The sequence below is a fragment of the Nonlabens xylanidelens genome (genome assembly GCF_002934445.1).
In the GTDB taxonomy this organism is placed as follows: Bacteria; Bacteroidota; Bacteroidia; order Flavobacteriales; family Flavobacteriaceae; genus Nonlabens; species Nonlabens xylanidelens.
The window spans coordinates 764,544-782,323 of the sequence record NZ_PTJE01000001.1 but is presented as its reverse complement, the minus strand read 5'-3'; the positions used below and the strand labels follow the sequence as shown (position 1 = coordinate 782,323).

The following is a 17,780-nucleotide window of genomic DNA, read 5'->3' as shown; positions in this document are numbered from 1 at the left end:
GTTGTCACTTGAAACTTATGATTTTCTTTAATCATGGCTTTAATATTCTTTTTACTTTTGTTTTCAAACATTTACTATGAACAATATTCTAGTTGCTACCGAAAATAAAATTACAACCATAACCATAAACAGACCTACAAAATTAAATGCTCTCAATAAAGAGACCATTGAAGAATTGAGTCAGGCTATATCTACTGCAGAAGAGGACGTTAACACGCGTGTTATCATCCTTACTGGAAGTGGTGAAAAGGCATTTGTGGCTGGAGCTGATATTTCAGAATTTGCGGACTTCTCTCCAGAAGAAGGTAAGAGACTAGCTGGTAAGGGTCAGGAATCATTATTTGATGCTATTGAAAATTGTTCTACACCAGTCATTGCTGCCATTAATGGTTTTGCTCTAGGCGGTGGTCTGGAGCTTTCTATGGCGGCACATTTTAGAGTAGCTAGCGATAACGCTAGACTAGGACTTCCAGAAGTATCTCTAGGTGTGATACCTGGTTATGGTGGTACCCAGCGTTTACCACAATTAGTAGGTAAAGGACGTGCTATGGAAATGATCATGACTGCAGGAATGATAGATGCAGACACAGCTCTTTCTTATGGACTTGTAAATCATGTAGTGACTCTAGAAGAATTGATCCCTACTTGTGAAAAACTAGCTTCTAAGATTATCAAAAATAGCCCGATGGCAATAAGTGCTGCCATAGACGCAGTAAACGCTGGCTATATAGATGGTACTGATGGCTACCAGGTTGAGATCGATAACTTTGGATCTTGTTTTGGTACAGAACAGTTTACTGAAGGAACAACAGCTTTTCTTGAGAAACGTAAAGCACAGTTTTAGAAATAAAAATTTTATTTAATACCACAAAGGGCAGAATTAATTCTGCCCTTTGTGGTATATGATTGTTAATTAATTACCTGATATTTATGGTTTATTAGCATCATGAATTCTATTCTTCTCAACTTACTACCTTTATTACTATCGCCTGTTTTTATTTTAATAGCAATAGCTTATTACTATGATTATAAAAAAGACCAGAAGTATTTACTAAGCGGTTTTAAGTTTATACTCTGGTTTGTCATCTTTATGGTAATTTATTTCTGGCTTACTAAAATTTTAAGTTTTGGTCTTTTAGAATCTGTGCTAGGTTTTGGTATTGTGATTCCATTAGCAATAGCAGTAAAAAATAGTAGTACAAGAAATCAATAAAGTTATTCATTAAAAAAGGGCAGAATTAATTCTGCCCTTTTTTTGTAATGTAAGTATTGAGACTTCTATCCTCTAAACAAGAAGAAATCATCCTTCATGTCTTCGATTTGTTCATCTTTATTAGTGATGATATAGTCCAGTGCTTTCTCGGTAAACTTAAGACCTTTATTAGTGAGAGAAACCACCTCATCTTGCATGGTAATCATGTTGTTTTTTTGTGCTAATTCAAGAACAGTTTTGGCACGTACTTTACCCCAATTGATATGTTCTTGTAAGTGGGCAACTCTTCTTTCTTCTATACTATCATGATTATTCAGATGAAGTAAGAATGTCAATAAAGAAACTTCTGTACGCTGCCTTTTCTGTCGAAACAGAACTGCTATCAAGCCTTTAGTCGGTGCAAAAAGATAGACCAGTAAAAAGATTAATCCCAAGACTGTTGTAATAGAACCACTAATAGAAGCATCTAACCATACTGCAAAATAATAACCGCCTATAGCACTCATGATTCCAAAAAGAATGGACAAGACGATCATCTTTTTTAAATCTGTAGTAAGTAAATAAGCGGCAGCGGCTGGTGCGATCATTAATGCGACCACAAGAATAGCTCCTACTGCATCAAAAGAAACCACTGTAGTTACTGATGCAACACTCATTAAACCATAATGTAATATAACAGGAGAAAAACCTAAAGCAGATGACAACCCTATATCAAACGTGCTTAATTTCAATTCTTTATAAAAAGCAAATAATAGAGCTAACGTTATTACTAGAGTTATAGAAATGGTCCACATACTCTTGGGACCATAGCTTACATGATCTATCATTAACTTATCAAAGGCAGCATACTCCAGTCTACCTACTAATACAGCATCGGTATCTAGATGAATATCGTTTGCATAAATAGCAATTAATAAAACCCCTATACTAAATAAGGCTGGGAATACTAATCCTATCGCTGTATCTTCTTTTACTAAACCGGTTTTTTGAATAGCTTCTACCAGCACAACAGTTATAATACCACTGAATGCGGCAAGCAATATCAACCATGGTGAAGCAAGGTCTTCTGTAATAAAAAAACCGATTACTATACCTGGAAGAATAGAGTGACTTATCGCGTCACTAATTAACGCCATTTTACGTAAAACTAAAAACACACCTGGTATAGCACAAGCTACAGCAGTAAGGCAAGCAATTAAGATAATAGCTAATTCTGCATTCATGATTCAGGCATATTAGTGTTATACAAATTCTCTGCTGTTTGAAAACCTTCTTCTGTTAGTGACCAGTCTTGTCCTTTTATGGTTATCCAGCTCTTATCTGACAGCGCTTTTAAGGTACCTCTTGTAAAACCTTGAAAACCATTTAAAATTTTAATAGAGTGAGGTCTAGAAATATCTTCATGTTTTTCTACAATACCATACATGAAATACAAAGTCTTTTTCAACTCTAGATCTCTACGGTTTCTTATCAAACGTATTTGTTTAAATAAAACACCACGACTAGGAGAAAAAATAAATGACACTCCTACAAAAACTGCGGCAACTAAAACAATCACTGGACCAGTAGATAGGTTGTTATAACTAGCACTTATTCCTGTACCAAAAACACCAGAAAAAGCACCAAATACAGCTGCTAGAATCACCATCGTCCCAAGACTATTAGTCCACTGTCTTGCCGCTGCTGCTGGAGCTAGCAACATGGCACTCATTAAAACAACACCTACCGTTTGTAAACCTATAACTATAGCTAGCACTATAAAAAAGCTGATCAATCCATCTATGAATCGTGTATTAAAACCTAGAGTCATGGCATAATTCTTATCAAATAACAAGAGTTTAAACTCTTTCCAGAACAGCAACATTACCACAAGACTTATACCTGTTACAATAATCATGACTATTACATCACTTTGCACAAGTGTAGCCGCCTGCCCAAATAAATACTTATCTAATCCTGCCTGATTTGCATCTGGTTGTTTCTTTAAATAACTTAAAACCAATTCTCCAAAGCCAAAGAACAAACTCAAAATAAGACCTAAAGCCGTATCTGTTTTAAGATGTGTTTTAGTCACTATTCCACGTATCCACACCGTACCTATAAAACCACTAATTAAAGCCCCTAAAAGAAGGACATTAGAATCCTTTAATCCAGTGAATAAAAACGCTAGCGCAATACCTGGTAACGCGGCATGAGAAATCGCATCACCTAGTAGGCTTTGTTTTCTCAACACAGCAAAGCTACCTAACATACCACAAATAGCCCCTAGAACAGCTGTCCCTAGTGTTATGGTACGCAACGTATAATCTGTAAAGAAATCTGTTAATTCCATCTGGTTATTTTTGAACAGCTACTTTATAGTTGATACCATAAGTCTTTGTAAGGTTATCATCATTAAAAATATCTTTTACAGGACCTGTAGCGATATGTTTTACATTTAAAAAAGTAACCCAATCAAAGTATTCAGGAACTGTCTGCAAATCATGGTGCACTACTATTACCGTTTTACCAGCTTTTCTCAGTTCTTTTAAAATATTAATGATTGCTATTTCAGTAGTAGCATCAACACCTTGAAAAGGCTCGTCCATAAAATAGATCGCTGCATTTTGAACTAATGCACGTGCTAAAAATATACGTTGCTGCTGCCCACCAGATAATTGAGATATTTGCCTTCCTTTAAAAGCAAGCATTCCTACTTTTTCCAGTGCTTCAAGCGCTTGTTTTTTTTGCTTTGCACCTGGTCTTTTGATCCAGCCTAGAGCGCCATAAGTACCCATCATGACCACATCTAGTGCTGTCGTAGGGAAATCCCAATCAACACTACCCTTTTGTGGCACATAAGCCACTTTATCACGTTGTTTCTTATAAGGTTTACCATAAATAGCAACAGAACCTGCAATGGGGTCTATAATACCTAAAATAGATTTTATCAACGTAGATTTTCCTGCACCATTAGGACCTACTATCGCCATTAATACACCTTCTGGAATAGATAAATCTATATCCCAAAGAACTGGTTTATAGTTATAAGCCACCGTAAGGTCATCTACCGCTACTGCTATTTTCTGTTCCATTATTTAAGTGCGTTTACAATAGTACTCACATTATGTTTATACATACCTATGTATGTACCTTCTATCGTTCCAGCACTACCTAATGCGTCGCTAAAAAGCTCTCCACCTATCTTTACATCATGATTTTGTGCTTTAACCGCAGCTTGTAATGCCTCTACCGTACGTCTAGGGACACTACTTTCTATAAATACCGCATTAATTTTATTTTCTATTATAAAATTTGTTATGCGTTGAACATCTTTAACTCCAGCCTCTGTAGCAGTAGAAATACCTTGTAAACCTACCACTTCAAAATCAAATGTTCTACCAAAATAATTAAAAGCATCATGAGCAGTTACTAGAATACGGCGCTCCTTAGGAAGTTCTTGTATCTTCACGTTTAAAGCCGCTCTTAGATCAATTAATTGGAGTCGGTAAGCATCTCTATTTGCTTCATAAGCTAGTTTGTTTTCAGGATCTAATTCAATAAGCTTTTCAGTGACGTAGTATGTGATTTCATTCCAGTAAGTCAGATCAAACCATATGTGCGGATCGTAATTACTTGCAAAATACTCACTACCTATAAGTGATTTCTCGGACACCCCATCACTTATCGCGATAGTAGTTTTACCTTGCTCATTCATTTTTTCAAAAACCTCTACCAGTTTCCCTTCTAGATGTAAACCGTTGTAAAAAATAACGTCTGCACCATCCAGTTTCATCACATCTCCTTGACTTGCTTTGTATAAATGAGGGTCTATCCCGCTACCCATTAAACCATTTACATCAACTAGATCACCACCTATGTTTTCTACTAGGTCTGTAATCATGGTAGTAGTTGTCACAACTTGTAGCTTACCGTTATCTTCTTTTTTTTCTCCACAGCTCACTATCGATAAGACTGTTAAGAGGAATAGTATTTTTTTCATTTTGTAAATTTTAAATGTTCCGCTTTCGCGAAAGCGGAATTAAAAAAAGCTCTATTTATTATTTCTAATTCTATAACTTAAACCAGCGCTTAATAAAAGGTTTTGACCATCTGTAATTCCAGAACCGAAGGTTAAATCAAATTGTAAGTCATCATTTGCTAAGTAGGTAAATCCTGCGTCCCAATTATGATTTGCCTTTGTATCTTCAGGAAAATCACCGTAAAGCTCTGCATAAACCCCTATCCTAGAACTTAAATCATAACCATAAGCCAGTGTATAGATATAAGCTAGTTCTGGATTTCCAGCATCTAATTTTGCTCCTAGATTATAAGCTATTCCAGACTTATCTGTAAGTGTGTGGTCAAATGAGAATCTAAAATCTAAACCTGTATTCTCTGGCTTATAATCTGATGCAGCGCTAAATGGAAGACTCAAATGACCTAGAATTGCTATTTTAGGCATCCACCCATTTTCCTCGGCTATAGCTATTTTTGCTCCTAACAATAATGGAGATGTACCATTGAGTCGCTCTCCTACTCGTTCACCATTAGCTTCAAACTCTGTAGTTAGATAATCTATTCCCAATCTCAATTCTAAATTATCTAGAAGTCCGTAACGCAATAAAGTAGTATTATAAACGGTTTCTTTAGTTTTAAAACTATCTTCTCCACTTTCTGTGTAAAAGCCACCTGTTTCTATTTGTAAAAATCCTTTTCTTATTATGTTAGGAGATTCTGTTGCATCGGGCCTGTCTGTTACCAGTGCGCCTATATCATCAGTCTGAGCGATGGCAACCGTCGAGGATAAAAGTATAGTTAGTGCGAGTATTATTTTTTTCATTATTTCAATTTTATATAAAGGTTATCGGCAATTTGTTTTGAAATTTGAAGAGGCGACTCATTCACTTTTATAGAATAGGATAGGTCAAATTCTTCAAATTCTATGATCTCTATGTTAGTTCCCAACTTCATATGTTGTTTATCTAGGTACTTGAGAAAGTTCTTTGATGAATCTATTAAACCTATCAAGGTACCTTTATCTCCTTTTTTCAATTTAGAGAGTATGGTTTTGTTAGTTTTTTCATAATTACCATGACTATCTGGAATAGGGTCACCATGAGGATCCTTCTTAGGAAAGCCGAGATGTTTATCGAGTTGATCAATAAGTTTTTGTGACTGAATATGCTCCAGTTGCTCTGCCACATCATGCACCTCATCCCATGAAAAATCTAGTTTCTCTACTAGAAACACTTCCCACAGTCTGTGTTTTCTAATAATTTGATTGGCACATTGTACTCCTTTATCCGTCAGTTTCGCACCTTTATAAGGGACATATTCTGCTAGGTTTTTATCTGCTAGCTTTTTAAGCATGTCTGTCACAGACGATGCTTTTGTATTCATGCGCCCTGCAATTTCATTAGTAGACACTAGTGCTTTACCATCTTGTAGGTGGTAAATAGCTTTGATATAATTTTCTTCGGATATTGAATGCATGCGGCAAAGGTAAAGTTTTTATTTGATTTAGGTAAATTAATTTTTAGGCTAGACTAAAAATTAAGTCAAAAGAAGAACCGAACGCGATAATTTAATCTATTCGTAGAAATGCATTTCTTCCACATATTTTTGCACATCATGATGCATAAAATATCTCAAATCTTTACCTGACGCAATACCGTTGCGTATCATGGTAGAAGAAATCTCCATAATAGGTGCAGGAATAAGAGTGATTTTAGGGTGGTTTACAAACTGCTCAGGAACATCACCAGATGAAACTCTAGGGTAAACTATGATACTATAATCTTCTAATATCACATGATAATTCTTCCATTTATGTAAACTTTTCAAATTATCTTCTCCCATTATAAGAGTAAAATCCTTTGTAGTATACTTTTCAGAAAGATATGCGAGAGTATTTACCGTGTAGTTAGGTTGTGGTAAGTTAAACTCAATATTACTTGCATTTATCTTATCATAATCATCAGTAGCAAGATGTACCATATGTAAGCGCTGGTAGTCATCTAACAATGTTTTCTTTTTCTTATGAGGATTATGAGGTGTAACCACCATCCAGATTTCATCTAGATCGCTATTTTCTACTAGGTAATTTGCAATAGCTAGATGCCCTATGTGTACAGGGTTAAATGTACCAAAGTACAGACCTATCTTACTCTTCTTCGTCATCACTGACTTCTTTATTTATAAACTCATGAACCGTCTGGAACGCTTTTAACTTTGCAGCATCAAGATTATCATTCTCAATAATCACGTCAAATTGCGGTGCTGTCGCCATTTCAGTACTCGCCTTTGCCACTCGCATAGCGATTTTCTCTGCCGTTTCTGTTTTACGTTTTTTAAGACGTATTTGCAACTCATTAATAGATGGTGGCTTAACAAAAATAGCTAGTGTACGATTAGGAAATTTTTTCTTTAAACGTAAACCACCCACCACATCTATATCAAATATTACATGTTTACCTTGAGCCCAAAGTCTTTCTACTTCTTCTATAAGAGTACCGTAAAACTGGTCTTTATAAACCTCTTCAAATTCTAGAAAATCATTTGCCCTAATTCTATTCTTAAATTCATGGGTTCCTAAGAAATAATAATCCTTTCCGTGAACCTCTCCATCACGTGCCTCTCTAGAAGCTGCGCTTATAGAAAAAGCAAGATTAAGATCTTCTTGAGTCAATAAATGTCTTACTAGAGTGGTTTTACCAGCACCAGAAGGAGCACTAAAAACTATTAGTTTAGGTAATACTTTCATTATAATACGTTAAGCAGTTGTTCTTTTATTTTCTCTAACTCGTCCTTCATCTGTACGACTAGTTGTTGCATAGTAGCATCATTTGCTTTGCTACCTATCGTATTTACCTCTCTACCTATCTCCTGACATATAAAAGCTAGTTTCTTACCTTGAGATTCTGTGATACTCATAGTATCCATAAAGTAGTTGAGGTGATTTTCTAGACGTACCTTTTCTTCAGTAATGTCATATTTTTCAAGATAATAGATAAGCTCTTGTTCAAATCTATTTTGATCTATCTTTTCTTTTAGATCAGACACAGCTTTCTCTAGTCGAGTTCTTACGCCAGCTAGTCGTTCTTTATCTTCTTCTACCACTTGGTCTAGAAGGACTTTAATGTTAGTAATACGCTTATTGAATTCTAGTTCTAGCACATTACCTTCTTCTTTTCTAAACTCTTGCACCGCAGCAATAGCCTCTACAGCAACTTGTTGAATAGCAGCTACATCTTCCTTTGCTACTTCCTTACTTTCTTGAGAAAAAACGTCTGGAAATCTAGTTGCCATTTCTAGCAATTGCAGCTTGTGCTCCGAACTATCAAATGAAACACCATCTAACTGTGCCATTTGCTTCATATAGCCTTCTACTACCTCTAAATTAAGTTTTGCAGTAGCTGCGACACCAGTTTGCTCGATGTGAACAGAAAAATCTACTTTACCTCTCAATAAAGACTTTGCAACTAACTGCCTTAAAGGCAATTCTTGCTGTCTATATAAAGAACTTAATCTTATATTAAGATCTAGATTTTTACTATTAAGAGTTCTTATCTCAATAGTTATTTTTTTGTCTGATAATTGATTGACTGCTTTACCATAGCCAGTCATAGAAGTAACCATTCCCTAGTTTTTTGGCAAAGATAACAATTAAGAAAAGGATTTTTGTTTATGCTTTAGTTTCATCGATCTTACCACGCAATCTACTTAAAGACTGTTGCCTTATACCTAGAAAAGATGCAATCTCCTTAAGCGGTAACCTGTCTACTATGCGATCGTAACGTTCAATAAATTTAAGATATCTAGTAGTAGCATCATGACTTATCATTCTCGATTTCTCGTCCACCATATCATGATATCTTTTCAACATAATCTTATGAAAAGCTGGTGACAGACCAGAATACAACTTGCTCATGTATTCAAAATCTTGATATTTAAAACACAACACTTCACCTGCCTCTACACAAGTTATTTGTAGTTCAGAAGGTTTTTGATCTATAAAACTATACATAGATGCCATGACATTACCATCTGCAATAAAACGTACCGTATGTAAATTACCGAACTCATCAATAATACTTCCCTTCAGTATTCCCGATTTAACTATAAATATACAGTCTGCAACCTCACCTAAGTGAAGTAAAACCTGTTTTTTGTGCACTTTAGACACTTCGAGCATGCTAAAAATTTCATTAGCATACTCTAATGAAGGTTTATCACCTTCTCCAGTTAAATCGTATAAAAATGATGGTAATTCCATAATATGGATTAGATTTATTTACTCGTTTACTAGTAAATATCGATAAAATTAATAATTAAACAAAGTTCAAAACCTTATCGCGCATAGAATAAAAATCACGAAGCAAATTTAAAATCTTAATTAACTGATTATCAATACTTAATTAAACACAGTTAGTGAATCAAGAAAATCAAAACTATGTTACTCGTCGGATAAAAATCACTAGCCGTCCTGAATTCGGTAAGATTAAAGCCGTAAATGGTAAAACTGAAGCCAAATTACTTTCCACAAAAAATTAACAGAATTTCTAAGAAAAAACTTTGATGAAAAATGAACTTTTTAGACATTAAAAAAGGTTTAATGAATCTAAAATCGAATAAATCGTTCAAAAAGAATATATTGTTCCCTTTATGAAGAACTCTTTACTCTCTACTAAAACACTCACACCAGCCCAGCAAGAACTAGTTCTTAATACAGGAATAGGATTAACACATTATAATATATTGAGAACAAAGCCCATAGTCATTAAGGACGACATTAATTGGGACCATATAATAATAACTAGTAAAAATGCAATCCCAGCGTTATTACCTTATTTAAATCAAATTAAAAACATTTACTGCGTGGGTAATCAAACGGCCGCTTTACTACAAGAAAATGGACTCCATCCCAATTATACCGCACAAAACGCAGCAGACCTTGCGGTAGAATTAACTTCAACTTATTCTGGTGAAAACTTTTATTATTTGTGCAGCGAGCAACGCCGTGATGAACTTCCTGCGTTCTTTCTAGATAAAAAAATACCTTTAAAAGAAGTTTTTGTTTATAGTTCTATTGCGGTCATGAAAAGCTTTGATCGTATTTTTGCAGCTATAGCTTTCTATAGTCCTCGTGGTGTGCACGCTTTCGCGAAAGCGAATCCTAACAACAAACCTCTAATCGCAGTTTGTATAGGAGAAACAACAGCCAGTACTGCAAGGCTCTATTATAAAAATATAGCAGTCGCAAATAAACAGACTATAGAAAACACATTGATAACAGCAATAAAAGCATTACGTAATGATTAAGAACGATCTTTTTTTAAGAGCATTAAAAGGTGAAACCGTAGAACGTCCACCAGTATGGATGATGAGACAAGCAGGTAGATATTTACCTGACTTCATGAAGCTTAAAGAAAAATATGATTTCTTTACTAGATGTCAAACTCCAGAACTAGCTACAGAAATTACCGTAATGCCTATTGATCAAATAGGTCCAGATGCTGCAATTTTATTCTCTGACATTCTTGTGATACCACAAGCAATGAATATAGATGTAGAGATGAAAAACGGTATAGGACCATGGTTACCCAACCCTATTAGATCTGTAAAAGATCTAGACCGTGTGGTAGTACCTGATGTAAAAGACTCCTTAAGTTATGTTTATGAAGCCATAGATATGACTAAAAAAGTACTGGATAACAGAGTGCCTTTAATAGGTTTTGCAGGTTCTCCGTGGACTATTCTTTGCTATTGTGTACAAGGGCAAGGAAGTAAAAACTTTGACAAAGCAAAAGAATTTTGTTTTACGCAACCAGAGGCGGCTCATATATTACTTCAAAGAATTACAGACACTACCATCGCTTACTTAAAAGAAAAAGTAAATCACGGCGTGAATGCTGTTCAAGTTTTTGACTCTTGGGGTGGTATGTTATCTCCTACAGATTATCAAGAATTCTCATGGAAATACATCCAGCAAATAGTAGATGCACTTAAACCTCATACAGAGGTTATCGTTTTCGGTAAAGGATGCTGGTTTGCACTTAATGACATGGCAAAGAGTGGCGCAAGTGCACTAGGTGTAGACTGGACATGTAGCGCTAGAAACGCACGTTATTTATCTGGTGGAGAAATTACATTGCAAGGTAACTTTGACCCTTCTAGACTATTCTCGCCACCTGCTGAGATTAAGAAAATGGTAACGCAAATGATTAACGACTTCGGTAAAGATCGCTTTATTGCTAACTTAGGTCATGGTATCTTACCTAACATTCCTGTAGAGAACGCACAAGCATTTGTAGATGCTGTGAAGGAATACGGACAATAAAAGACTACTATGTTTAAAAACATCCTTAAAGGACTTAAATCTTATAAAGACAGTCTTAAACTGATCAAAGAGTTAAAACTATGGTCGTTTTTTCTAGTCCCTATGGGTATAAGTTTACTTTTTGGAGCATGTATATTTTTAGCGATTTACGGTCTATCAGATAATTTAGGCCGTTTTATTGCTGGAATATGGTTTTGGGAATGGGGTAAAGAAACATTTACCGATATAGCCACATGGATAGGTGGACTAGCGATAGCCGTTTTAGGGTTTATATTATATAAACACGTTGTAATGGCATTAAGTGCTCCTTTCATGTCACCTGTTTCAGAGCGTATTGAAAAACATCTCTATCCTGATTTACATGACGATATTAAACATCGCAAAACAAGTAATACCGAACAATTAATGCGAGGTTTACGTATTAACATAAGAAATTTACTTTACGAGATTTTTATAAGCATACCTCTTCTTTTTTTATCGTTCATTCCAGGAGTTAACTTTATTACCACACCTTTACTCTTTTTAGTGCAGGCATATTATGCAGGTTTTGGTAATATGGATTATACTCTAGAACGTCATTATAAATATAGAGACAGTGTCAATTTTGTTAAAAAAAGTCGTGGTTATGCCATAGGAAATGGAATCGTGTTTATGGCGATGTTATTTCTGCCTATTATAGGTATTATACTTGTTTTACCAGTTGCAGTTACTGCTGCTAGTAAAACAACACTAGAATTATTAAGAGAACGTAAAATGCTGGTACAACGTGAACAGCAACAGTTAGAACAATCACACACTCCAAAACTAGAATCGTGAAAGATCAATTTTACTCCTTTATAGTAGAGCTTCAAAATACCATTACTTCAAAATTAGAAGCCATAGATGGTGGTGCAACCTTTCATCAAGATGAGTGGCACCGCAAAGAAGGCGGCGGCGGTTTTTCTCGCATTATTCAAAATGGTAATGTATTTGAAAAAGGTGGCGTGAGTATAAGTGCCGTTCATGGTGATTTACCACCAGCAATGCAAGCCTATTTTAAAGTAGAGGATTGTAATTTCTTTGCCACTGGTTTAAGTCTGGTATTGCATCCAGAGAACCCTATGGTACCTACCGTACATGCAAATTTCAGGTATTTTGAAATGTACGATCAGTCAGGAACTATAGTAGACTCGTGGTTCGGTGGTGGACTAGACCTGACACCTTATTACCTATTTGAAGAAGATGCCCGTCATTTTCACCAGGTATGTAAAGATGTATGTGACCGTCATGAAATTGCAGACTACGCTCTTTTTAAGAAGAAGTGTGATGCCTATTTTCACAACTCACATCGTGATGAGGCTCGCGGAATAGGTGGTTTATTCTATGATTATTGTAAAGTATCAGAAAAATTCTCCATGCAAGAATGGCTTGCTTTTCAAATGGATATGGCCAGTCATTTTCTAGAAGCTTATGTACCTATAGTAGAAAAAAGAAAAAGTTTACCTTATACAGAAGAACAACGCAAGTGGCAAGAAATACGTCGCGGACGCTATGTAGAATTCAATCTAGTGCATGATAAAGGGACACTCTTCGGTCTTAAAACAAACGGTCGTATAGAGAGTATTTTAATGAGTCTACCACCACATGTCCAGTGGGTTTATGATCACCATCCAGAGTCTGGTAGTGAAGAAGAAAAATTACTTAAGGTACTTCAACAACCTATTGACTGGATTTAGATCTTAATTATCATTTTAAGCTATTTGTAAAATTCCGCTTTCGCGAAAGCGGAACAAAACGCACCTTATCGGTTAAAAATACTTTTTAACGGTTTTTAACTCGCTCTTAAGCACGATTTATACTTTTACCCTGATTTTACCCTAATTTTAGTACTTCACTAATAATCAACTAAATAATGGGAAAACTAAAATATCCGATAGGAATTCTTCTAACTATTATCATAGGCATACTACTCACCATGTGGTTGTGTTGCGGCACATGTTATAGTGGCAATTGTGATAGTCAGGAGAAAACAAAAACATCTATCACAACAGATAGCGACAGCTCTTCTCAAATTGAAACAGCATCAAAAAAAGATCGTTTTAACGGAATTGAACTCTATGATAGTAATCAAGAATTAATTGAAAGATCAGATGATAATCTAGATTTTAAAAGCAATGATTATCACCATATCACTCCTGTATCAGATAACATAACTACTAGCTTTAACACTATCAAAAGTTATCTAGAAAAAAACCCTGATAAAAAATTAAATATTACTGGTCTCTATACGAGTAGAGAAACTAACTCTAGTGCTTTTACTAACCTAGGTGAGGCGAGGGCAAATGATGTAAAAAACCATTTAACTAGTTTAGGGTTTGACAATTCTAGAATAGATATTTATGGCAGCTTAAATGATGACATGACAGCTACTGATAGTATTTTTAAAGGACCTATTACCTATTCTACAGCGTTAATACCGCAAGGAGATGCTGCAAAAATGGAAAACCAAAAGCTAGACGAGTTAAAAGCTCAAATTAAAGCAAATCCCTTGATCTTACATTTTCAGACAGGAAGCAATACGGTACAATTAACAGCGGTACAACGTAAGAAAATATCTGACATTAACTATTACACTAATATAAGACCTGAAGATAGAATTCTAGTCATAGGACACTCTGACAATGTAGGAAATAGAAACTCTAACATCACCTTAAGTAAAAAACGTGCCGTAGAGGTAAAAAAATACCTTATCGAAAACGGTTTACCTGAGTCTAAAATAGAGACTTTGGGTAAAGGTCCAGACGCTCCTATTGCAAACAATAATACAGCAGAAGGAAGAGCAGAAAATAGACGTGTAGAAGTAACAATTAAATAAAACCAACTAAAAATTAATATTATGAGTTTATCAAATACATGGTGCTGGTTATTACCATTATTAGCAGGTATTATTTCAGCAATAATAGGTTATTACTGGGGTAAATCTAATTCTATAGTTACTAATGATTGTGATGACTGGATAGATAAGAATAAATCATTACAAACAGAAATAGACCAACTAAGGGATCAATTAAAAAGTTGTGAGATCAATTCTTCTAGCTTAAAAAACAAAGTATCTCAATTAACTGAAAATTCAAACAATCTAAAAATAAAAGCATCAAAGGCAGTGGCTGATGCAAAATCACTTCAATTAAAATTAGATCAAGCACCTGCAGTAGATGCAACAAACACAGCAAATCTAGCTAGCGGATTTGTAGCAGGAGCAGTTGCTAATACTGTTATCGACAGTGCAAGTGAAGACAGCAATTTAAAATATGATGCCGATGCAGCAAAGGCCGCAATGGGTAAAAGAATAAAACCAGACGACCTTACTATAGTGGAGGGAATAGGTCCTAAAATTTCTGAACTATTTCATGCAGCAGGAATTAGAACCTGGTATAAACTATCACAAACTGACCCTGTTAAATTAAAAGAAATTTTAAATAACGGCGGTCCTAGATTTCAGGTACACAAACCTGGTAGCTGGCCTAAACAAGCAGGCATGGCTTTTAAAGGTGAATGGTCTCAATTATCAAAATGGCAAGATGAACATAAAGGCGGTAAGGAATAAAACCATAATTTATGTTACTAGAAGATGCCCGATATTTTATCGGGCATTTTTGATTATTACATTAACTTATTACTGTTGAGTATTTATAAAATAAACTATCCCACCGATAACAATCAATGCAGCTAGAATAGCTAGAAATATCTTCCAAAAAGAATAAGGTCTTGTTCCATGAATAACACCAGTCTGTCCATTTACATAAAAGTTATAACGTTTTCCATTAAACTTATAAGAGCTTATGTAAACTGGTAATAGAATATGTTTAAAGGTCTGGTCACTTAATTGCATTTCTAATCTATGAATGCGCTGGGTATCACCACCTATATCACGCCTCACCCAATTTGCGGCAATATCTCTTGCTTTTTCTTTGGCATCTAGATGTCCATCTTTAAGAGGTATGGTATATTTTTCTGTCACATAACCGGCTAGAAATCTAGTATCAAATGTTTTGAGGTGATCTAGATTCCATGAAGCAATTTGAGATGGGATCTGACCTCCTTTTTGTTGAGATGCTTTTACTAATGTATCATCTACAAAACCAGAAATCTCACCAGATGCGTCATACCATCTCGTACGACGTTCTTGCGTGGTTCGTTTATTTTTGCCAGAACCACGTGTTACTGTAACATAATAATACTCACCACGTTCTCCTTCATATTGAGCATCTAACTCTGCATCAAAGGTCCAGTAAGGAACATAGAGCCCTTTTGTATTCTCAGGACTTAGACTTGCTTTTTGTAAATTATTAGGCGCCCACCATAAACCAGAGACCCACTTTTTAAATATTTGATGCGCTTTATCAGACTTAAAATCAAAAGGCACAACAGCTCCAGGTAGAATCCAATCGTCTTTATAGGCCTCTTCAATTATAAGCGGCATAGTACAGTACACACAATGTAACGATTTATAACTCTCTTCTACATGCTGGTTTGCCCCACAATTATCACAGTGCAACATGGTAATTTCCATGGAGTGCGACTGGGCACCCATTTGATCCATGTATTTATTAAGCTCCAGTTCTTGAAATGGCTGGTCAGACTGCTCAATAACTTCTTTATGACCACAATAATCACAAGTAATAAGATCTGTTCCTGGCTCATAAGTAAGCTCTGCACCACAATTGATACAGGATTTTTTACGTTCAGAATTTATGGAAGATGTTACGTTCAATGGATAAATAGAAATAATAGAATGATTAAAACCCTAGTATTTTAACATTAGGACTTAATCATTCTATCTAGGTTAATAAAGTTAATAAAATCTAATTACATAGGTAATGGCGGCGGTGTATTACCACCTAGAAAAACTTTTAGTTCTTCTACCTGACTCACTGCTTTCCAACCATCCATACCTGCTTTCCATACTAGAGTATCTTTATTAATCGTACGACTAGCAAAAAGAGATCTTAATTGATCAAAAGAAACAGGTCCAGCCTGCGCACCGTTTAAAGCATAAAAATAACTTACTGCTTGTGGCATAGGTGGTGGCACAGCAGCAGCTTGAGGTTGCTGGTACTGTTGCTGTTGTTGAGGCATTTGTTGCTGTCCGCCCATTTGTGGTGACATCATACCGCCCATTTGTTGCGCCATGACAAAGCCCATTCCCATTCCCATACCTGCACCAGCAGTACCACCATCATTATTTGCTGCAGCTTCTATAGCTTTGGCAGTCTTAAATTTAGTGAGTTTATCTAGGTCAATTTTATCTAATCTACTGTATTCAAAGATCTCCTTTTTGAGTTCTTCTGGCATAGAAACATTCTCGATGTAGAATTTTTCTAATGATATACCTACACTTAAAAATTCGGTTTTCATTACTTCCTGACAGGTTTCAGAAAGCTCTGTTGTATTTGCTGCGTATAATTCTATAGGTAAATTTGCCTCTCCTACTGTATCTGTAAATCTAGTTGCGATAAGACTTTTAAGATGCTCATTGATCTCAAAATTGGTAAAATTGTTATCTGTACCTACTATATCTATGATAAATTTACCAGCGTCGGCTATCTTAAATGCATAAGTACCAAATGCTCTAATTTCTACAAGACCAAAACGATCATCACTTAAAGTGATTGGGTTTTTAGTACCCCATTTTTCATCAGTAAATAAAGTCGTGTTTACAAAATAAACCTCAGCTTTAAATGGTGAGTTAAAACCATATTTCCATCCTTTAAGCGTGCTTAGAATAGGAAGATTTTGAGTGGTCAGGTCATAAGTACCAGGTTTAAATACATCTGCCAGTTGTCCTTCATTAATAAAAACAGCCATTTGCCCTTCACGTACTATTAATTTAGCACCGTTTTTAATTTCATTTTGATAACGTTCAAATCTATGCGCGATGGTGTCATCAGTGTAATCTAGCCACTCGACTATATCAATAAATTCGTGACTTAATTTCTCTTTAATCTTATCAAATATGCTCATGCTGGTTTGTTTTTAATTTGGATTTCTAAGGTACAGTTTTTTTAAATATTCCGCTTTCGCGAAAGCGGAATTAACACCATTCACCTCTATACGTCTATTACAGCTCTTTTTTGTTACAGTTTGAGAACTCTAGCAAACAACTATTTAACCTTCTTATCTAGAATTAATCTTAATAAAGTCTTGTTAAAATGAAATGACCCACTATATTTGCGCCTTATTTATAATTAGTCTTAATTAATATAA

The 17,780-nt window shown here is 35.3% G+C and carries 20 protein-coding genes; 8 read left to right on the top strand and 12 right to left on the bottom strand.

Annotated features, from left to right (window positions below; all coding sequences use genetic code 11):
- The first annotated feature begins 76 nt into the window (after positions 1-76).
- Together LY01_RS03560 and LY01_RS03555 are read left to right on the top strand one after the other, a co-directional pair.
- A complete protein-coding gene (locus LY01_RS03560; RefSeq protein ID WP_104514423.1) occupies positions 77-844 on the top strand; it encodes an enoyl-CoA hydratase/isomerase family protein in 768 nt (255 codons plus the stop codon).
- Between the two features lie 102 nt (positions 845-946).
- Complete coding sequence (locus tag LY01_RS03555; RefSeq protein WP_104514422.1) at positions 947-1,213, top strand: hypothetical protein; 267 nt, start codon at positions 947-949, stop codon at positions 1,211-1,213.
- A 65-nt stretch (positions 1,214-1,278) separates the two neighbouring features.
- Here the strand turns inward: LY01_RS03555 and LY01_RS03550 are convergent, their stop codons facing one another.
- From LY01_RS03550 to LY01_RS03505, 10 genes are all read right to left on the bottom strand, one after another.
- On the bottom strand, positions 1,279-2,436 hold the full coding sequence (locus LY01_RS03550; RefSeq protein ID WP_394340825.1) for a metal ABC transporter permease: 1,158 nt from the start codon (positions 2,434-2,436) through the stop codon (positions 1,279-1,281).
- A complete protein-coding gene (locus LY01_RS03545; protein WP_104514420.1) occupies positions 2,433-3,545 on the bottom strand; it encodes a metal ABC transporter permease in 1,113 nt (370 codons plus the stop codon). Before LY01_RS03545 ends, LY01_RS03550 begins: the two co-directional genes overlap by 4 nt.
- A gap of 4 nt (positions 3,546-3,549) precedes the next feature.
- A complete protein-coding gene (locus LY01_RS03540) occupies positions 3,550-4,287 on the bottom strand; it encodes a metal ABC transporter ATP-binding protein (protein WP_104514419.1) in 738 nt (245 codons plus the stop codon).
- Complete coding sequence (locus LY01_RS03535; RefSeq protein WP_104514418.1) at positions 4,287-5,195, bottom strand: metal ABC transporter solute-binding protein, Zn/Mn family; 909 nt, start codon at positions 5,193-5,195, stop codon at positions 4,287-4,289. The genes LY01_RS03540 and LY01_RS03535 overlap by 1 nt, the downstream gene beginning before the upstream one ends.
- Before the next feature lie 51 nt (positions 5,196-5,246).
- On the bottom strand, positions 5,247-6,035 hold the full coding sequence (locus tag LY01_RS03530; protein ID WP_104514417.1) for a transporter: 789 nt from the start codon (positions 6,033-6,035) through the stop codon (positions 5,247-5,249).
- Positions 6,035-6,688 (bottom strand): metal-dependent transcriptional regulator, encoded by a 654-nt coding sequence (locus tag LY01_RS03525; protein WP_104514416.1) that lies wholly within the window; start codon positions 6,686-6,688, stop codon positions 6,035-6,037. Before LY01_RS03525 ends, LY01_RS03530 begins: the two co-directional genes overlap by 1 nt.
- Before the next feature lie 96 nt (positions 6,689-6,784).
- The gene (gene nadD / locus LY01_RS03520) at positions 6,785-7,375 is read right to left on the bottom strand and encodes a nicotinate (nicotinamide) nucleotide adenylyltransferase (RefSeq protein WP_104514415.1); all 591 of its coding nucleotides are present in this window, start codon (positions 7,373-7,375) and stop codon (positions 6,785-6,787) included.
- Entirely contained in the window at positions 7,359-7,958 is a 600-nt protein-coding gene (gene gmk / locus LY01_RS03515; protein WP_104514414.1) for a guanylate kinase, read from the bottom strand. Before gmk ends, nadD begins: the two co-directional genes overlap by 17 nt.
- Positions 7,958-8,833, bottom strand: coding sequence for a YicC family protein (locus LY01_RS03510; protein ID WP_104514413.1), 876 nt, complete (start codon positions 8,831-8,833; stop codon positions 7,958-7,960). The genes gmk and LY01_RS03510 overlap by 1 nt, the downstream gene beginning before the upstream one ends.
- Positions 8,834-8,879: 46 nt before the next feature.
- A complete protein-coding gene (locus LY01_RS03505; protein ID WP_104514412.1) occupies positions 8,880-9,470 on the bottom strand; it encodes a Crp/Fnr family transcriptional regulator in 591 nt (196 codons plus the stop codon).
- 389 nt (positions 9,471-9,859) lie between these two features.
- Between LY01_RS03505 and LY01_RS03500 the strand changes: the two genes are divergently transcribed.
- The 6 genes from LY01_RS03500 (at position 9,860) to LY01_RS03475 (ending at position 15,120) form a co-directional block, all read left to right on the top strand.
- A complete protein-coding gene (locus tag LY01_RS03500; protein ID WP_104514411.1) occupies positions 9,860-10,516 on the top strand; it encodes a uroporphyrinogen-III synthase in 657 nt (218 codons plus the stop codon).
- Positions 10,509-11,534, top strand: a complete 1,026-nt coding sequence (hemE, locus tag LY01_RS03495) for a uroporphyrinogen decarboxylase (RefSeq protein ID WP_104514410.1) — start codon at positions 10,509-10,511, stop codon at positions 11,532-11,534. Before LY01_RS03500 ends, hemE begins: the two co-directional genes overlap by 8 nt.
- A gap of 9 nt (positions 11,535-11,543) precedes the next feature.
- Positions 11,544-12,350, top strand: coding sequence for an EI24 domain-containing protein (locus LY01_RS03490; protein WP_104514409.1), 807 nt, complete (start codon positions 11,544-11,546; stop codon positions 12,348-12,350).
- Positions 12,347-13,249: an oxygen-dependent coproporphyrinogen oxidase gene (hemF, locus tag LY01_RS03485; RefSeq protein ID WP_104514408.1), complete on the top strand. Its 903-nt coding sequence runs from the start codon at positions 12,347-12,349 to the stop codon at positions 13,247-13,249. The genes LY01_RS03490 and hemF overlap by 4 nt, the downstream gene beginning before the upstream one ends.
- A gap of 176 nt (positions 13,250-13,425) precedes the next feature.
- Positions 13,426-14,388, top strand: a complete 963-nt coding sequence (locus LY01_RS03480) for an OmpA family protein (RefSeq protein WP_104514407.1) — start codon at positions 13,426-13,428, stop codon at positions 14,386-14,388.
- 21 nt (positions 14,389-14,409) lie between these two features.
- On the top strand, positions 14,410-15,120 hold the full coding sequence (locus LY01_RS03475) for a hypothetical protein (protein WP_104514406.1): 711 nt from the start codon (positions 14,410-14,412) through the stop codon (positions 15,118-15,120).
- 69 nt (positions 15,121-15,189) lie between these two features.
- Here the strand turns inward: LY01_RS03475 and LY01_RS03470 are convergent, their stop codons facing one another.
- Together LY01_RS03470 and LY01_RS03465 are read right to left on the bottom strand one after the other, a co-directional pair.
- Positions 15,190-16,287 carry a DNA helicase PriA gene (locus LY01_RS03470; RefSeq protein WP_104514405.1) on the bottom strand — a complete coding sequence of 366 codons (1,098 nt, stop codon included), beginning with the start codon at positions 16,285-16,287 and terminating at the stop codon, positions 15,190-15,192.
- A 95-nt stretch (positions 16,288-16,382) separates the two neighbouring features.
- A complete protein-coding gene (locus tag LY01_RS03465) occupies positions 16,383-17,537 on the bottom strand; it encodes an SPFH domain-containing protein (protein WP_104514404.1) in 1,155 nt (384 codons plus the stop codon).
- Positions 17,538-17,780 lie beyond the last annotated feature (243 nt).

What these genes read in the sequence shown, in the direction of transcription:
- LY01_RS03560 (WP_104514423.1), top strand. Translation starts at nt 77, where the DNA reads ATGAACAATATTCTAGTTGCTACCGAAAATAAAATTACAACCATAACC.
- LY01_RS03555 (WP_104514422.1), top strand. Translation starts at nt 947, where the DNA reads ATGAATTCTATTCTTCTCAACTTACTACCTTTATTACTATCGCCTGTT.
- LY01_RS03550 (WP_394340825.1), bottom strand. Translation starts at nt 2,436, where the DNA reads ATGAATGCAGAATTAGCTATTATCTTAATTGCTTGCCTTACTGCTGTA.
- LY01_RS03545 (WP_104514420.1), bottom strand. Translation starts at nt 3,545, where the DNA reads ATGGAATTAACAGATTTCTTTACAGATTATACGTTGCGTACCATAACA.
- LY01_RS03540 (WP_104514419.1), bottom strand. Translation starts at nt 4,287, where the DNA reads ATGGAACAGAAAATAGCAGTAGCGGTAGATGACCTTACGGTGGCTTAT.
- LY01_RS03535 (WP_104514418.1), bottom strand. Translation starts at nt 5,195, where the DNA reads ATGAAAAAAATACTATTCCTCTTAACAGTCTTATCGATAGTGAGCTGT.
- LY01_RS03530 (WP_104514417.1), bottom strand. Translation starts at nt 6,035, where the DNA reads ATGAAAAAAATAATACTCGCACTAACTATACTTTTATCCTCGACGGTT.
- LY01_RS03525 (WP_104514416.1), bottom strand. Translation starts at nt 6,688, where the DNA reads ATGCATTCAATATCCGAAGAAAATTATATCAAAGCTATTTACCACCTA.
- nadD (WP_104514415.1), bottom strand. Translation starts at nt 7,375, where the DNA reads ATGACGAAGAAGAGTAAGATAGGTCTGTACTTTGGTACATTTAACCCT.
- gmk (WP_104514414.1), bottom strand. Translation starts at nt 7,958, where the DNA reads ATGAAAGTATTACCTAAACTAATAGTTTTTAGTGCTCCTTCTGGTGCT.
- LY01_RS03510 (WP_104514413.1), bottom strand. Translation starts at nt 8,833, where the DNA reads ATGGTTACTTCTATGACTGGCTATGGTAAAGCAGTCAATCAATTATCA.
- LY01_RS03505 (WP_104514412.1), bottom strand. Translation starts at nt 9,470, where the DNA reads ATGGAATTACCATCATTTTTATACGATTTAACTGGAGAAGGTGATAAA.
- LY01_RS03500 (WP_104514411.1), top strand. Translation starts at nt 9,860, where the DNA reads ATGAAGAACTCTTTACTCTCTACTAAAACACTCACACCAGCCCAGCAA.
- hemE (WP_104514410.1), top strand. Translation starts at nt 10,509, where the DNA reads ATGATTAAGAACGATCTTTTTTTAAGAGCATTAAAAGGTGAAACCGTA.
- LY01_RS03490 (WP_104514409.1), top strand. Translation starts at nt 11,544, where the DNA reads ATGTTTAAAAACATCCTTAAAGGACTTAAATCTTATAAAGACAGTCTT.
- LY01_RS03480 (WP_104514407.1), top strand. Translation starts at nt 13,426, where the DNA reads ATGGGAAAACTAAAATATCCGATAGGAATTCTTCTAACTATTATCATA.
- LY01_RS03475 (WP_104514406.1), top strand. Translation starts at nt 14,410, where the DNA reads ATGAGTTTATCAAATACATGGTGCTGGTTATTACCATTATTAGCAGGT.
- LY01_RS03465 (WP_104514404.1), bottom strand. Translation starts at nt 17,537, where the DNA reads ATGAGCATATTTGATAAGATTAAAGAGAAATTAAGTCACGAATTTATT.